Genomic DNA, 1,265 nt, shown 5'->3' on the forward strand with positions numbered 1-1,265 from the left:
CAGGGCTCCGAACTCGGATTACAGAAAGTTCATGGTGAGGGGATCCCCAGTTTGCGATTTTCATGATTCGCTGTGCCATCAGATTGTGAAGGCGGAGGATGGCGCATGGAGGAGATGGAAGCATTTCTGGGGGGCAAGTCGAAGCTTTCGGTTCTGCTGAAGCATTTTTCCGAGATCGAGGATGATCGTGAGGCGTGGCGTGTCGACTATCCGCTGGCGGAGGTGCTGTTTCTGGTGGTGTGCGGCAGCATCGTCGACTGCGACGACTTCGACCTGATTTCTGATTGGGGCGAGGCGCACCTGGATTTCCTGCGCACCGTGCTTCCTTATCGCAACGGCGTACCCTGCGGGCGTTGGCTCAACATTCTGGTGAACCGGATCGACCCGGCCCTGTTCGCGGACTGTTTCACCACCTGGGTGCGCGAGACCTGGCCCGAGCAGGCGGATTTCGTTGCCATCGACGGCAAGACCTCGCGGCGCAGCCACGATCGCGCGAAAGGCAAGGCGGCGCTGCACCTGGTCTCGGCCTTTGCCACCACCCGGCGCCTCGTTCTGGCTCAGGAGGCGGTCCCCGAAAAAGCCAACGAAACCGCCGCCATTCCCGTTCTTGTAGAGCGTCTGGGGGCCAACGGCGGCCTCAAGGGCGCCTTGGTCAGCATCGACGCCATCGCCTGCAATGGCACGATCGCTGGCGCCATCCGCGATGTCGGGGCCGACTACCTGCTGGCCGTCAAGAACAACCAGCCGGGCCTGCGCGCCGACATCCAGGCGCTCTTCGACGATCCCCCAAATGGCGGGCTGGAGCAGGCCAACGACGTCGACAAAGGACACGGCCGTATCGAGCAGCGGACCGTCACCGTCTGCCGGGAGACCGACTGGCTGGCTGGCGACCGGCGCTTGCCCGGCGAACTCCGCCTGCCGGGCGCGGCCACCGTCATCAAGGTCGACGCCCGCACCGAGATCAAGGACAAGACCCGCATCGAGACCCGATACTATATCTCCTCCGCCACGCTCTCTGCCCCGGCCGCTGCCGACGCCGTGCGCGGACACTGGGCCATCGAAAACAGCCTCCACTGGGTCCTCGACGTCACCTTCAAGGACGACCTGTCTCGCGTCCGCACCGGCCACGGCGCCAAAAACATGGCCGTCGTCCGCCACTTCGCCTTCAACCTCGTGCGCGCCATCTCCGACAAGCGAACCCTCAAGACCCGACGCAAACGGGCCGCCTGGGATCCCAGCTACCTCGCCTCAATCCTCAACATGAA

At 63.9% G+C, this 1,265-nt stretch carries 1 protein-coding gene; it reads left to right on the forward strand.

Going from position 1 to position 1,265, the window contains the following annotated elements; genetic code table 11:
* Positions 1-105 precede the first annotated feature (105 nt).
* The coding region (locus GGD89_RS19635) for an ISAs1 family transposase (protein WP_184049243.1) at positions 106-1,265 on the forward strand (1,160 nt) is incomplete at its 3' end.

The sequence above is a fragment of the Roseospira visakhapatnamensis genome (assembly GCF_014197915.1).
Taxonomy (GTDB): domain Bacteria; phylum Pseudomonadota; class Alphaproteobacteria; order Rhodospirillales; family Rhodospirillaceae; genus Rhodospira; species Rhodospira visakhapatnamensis.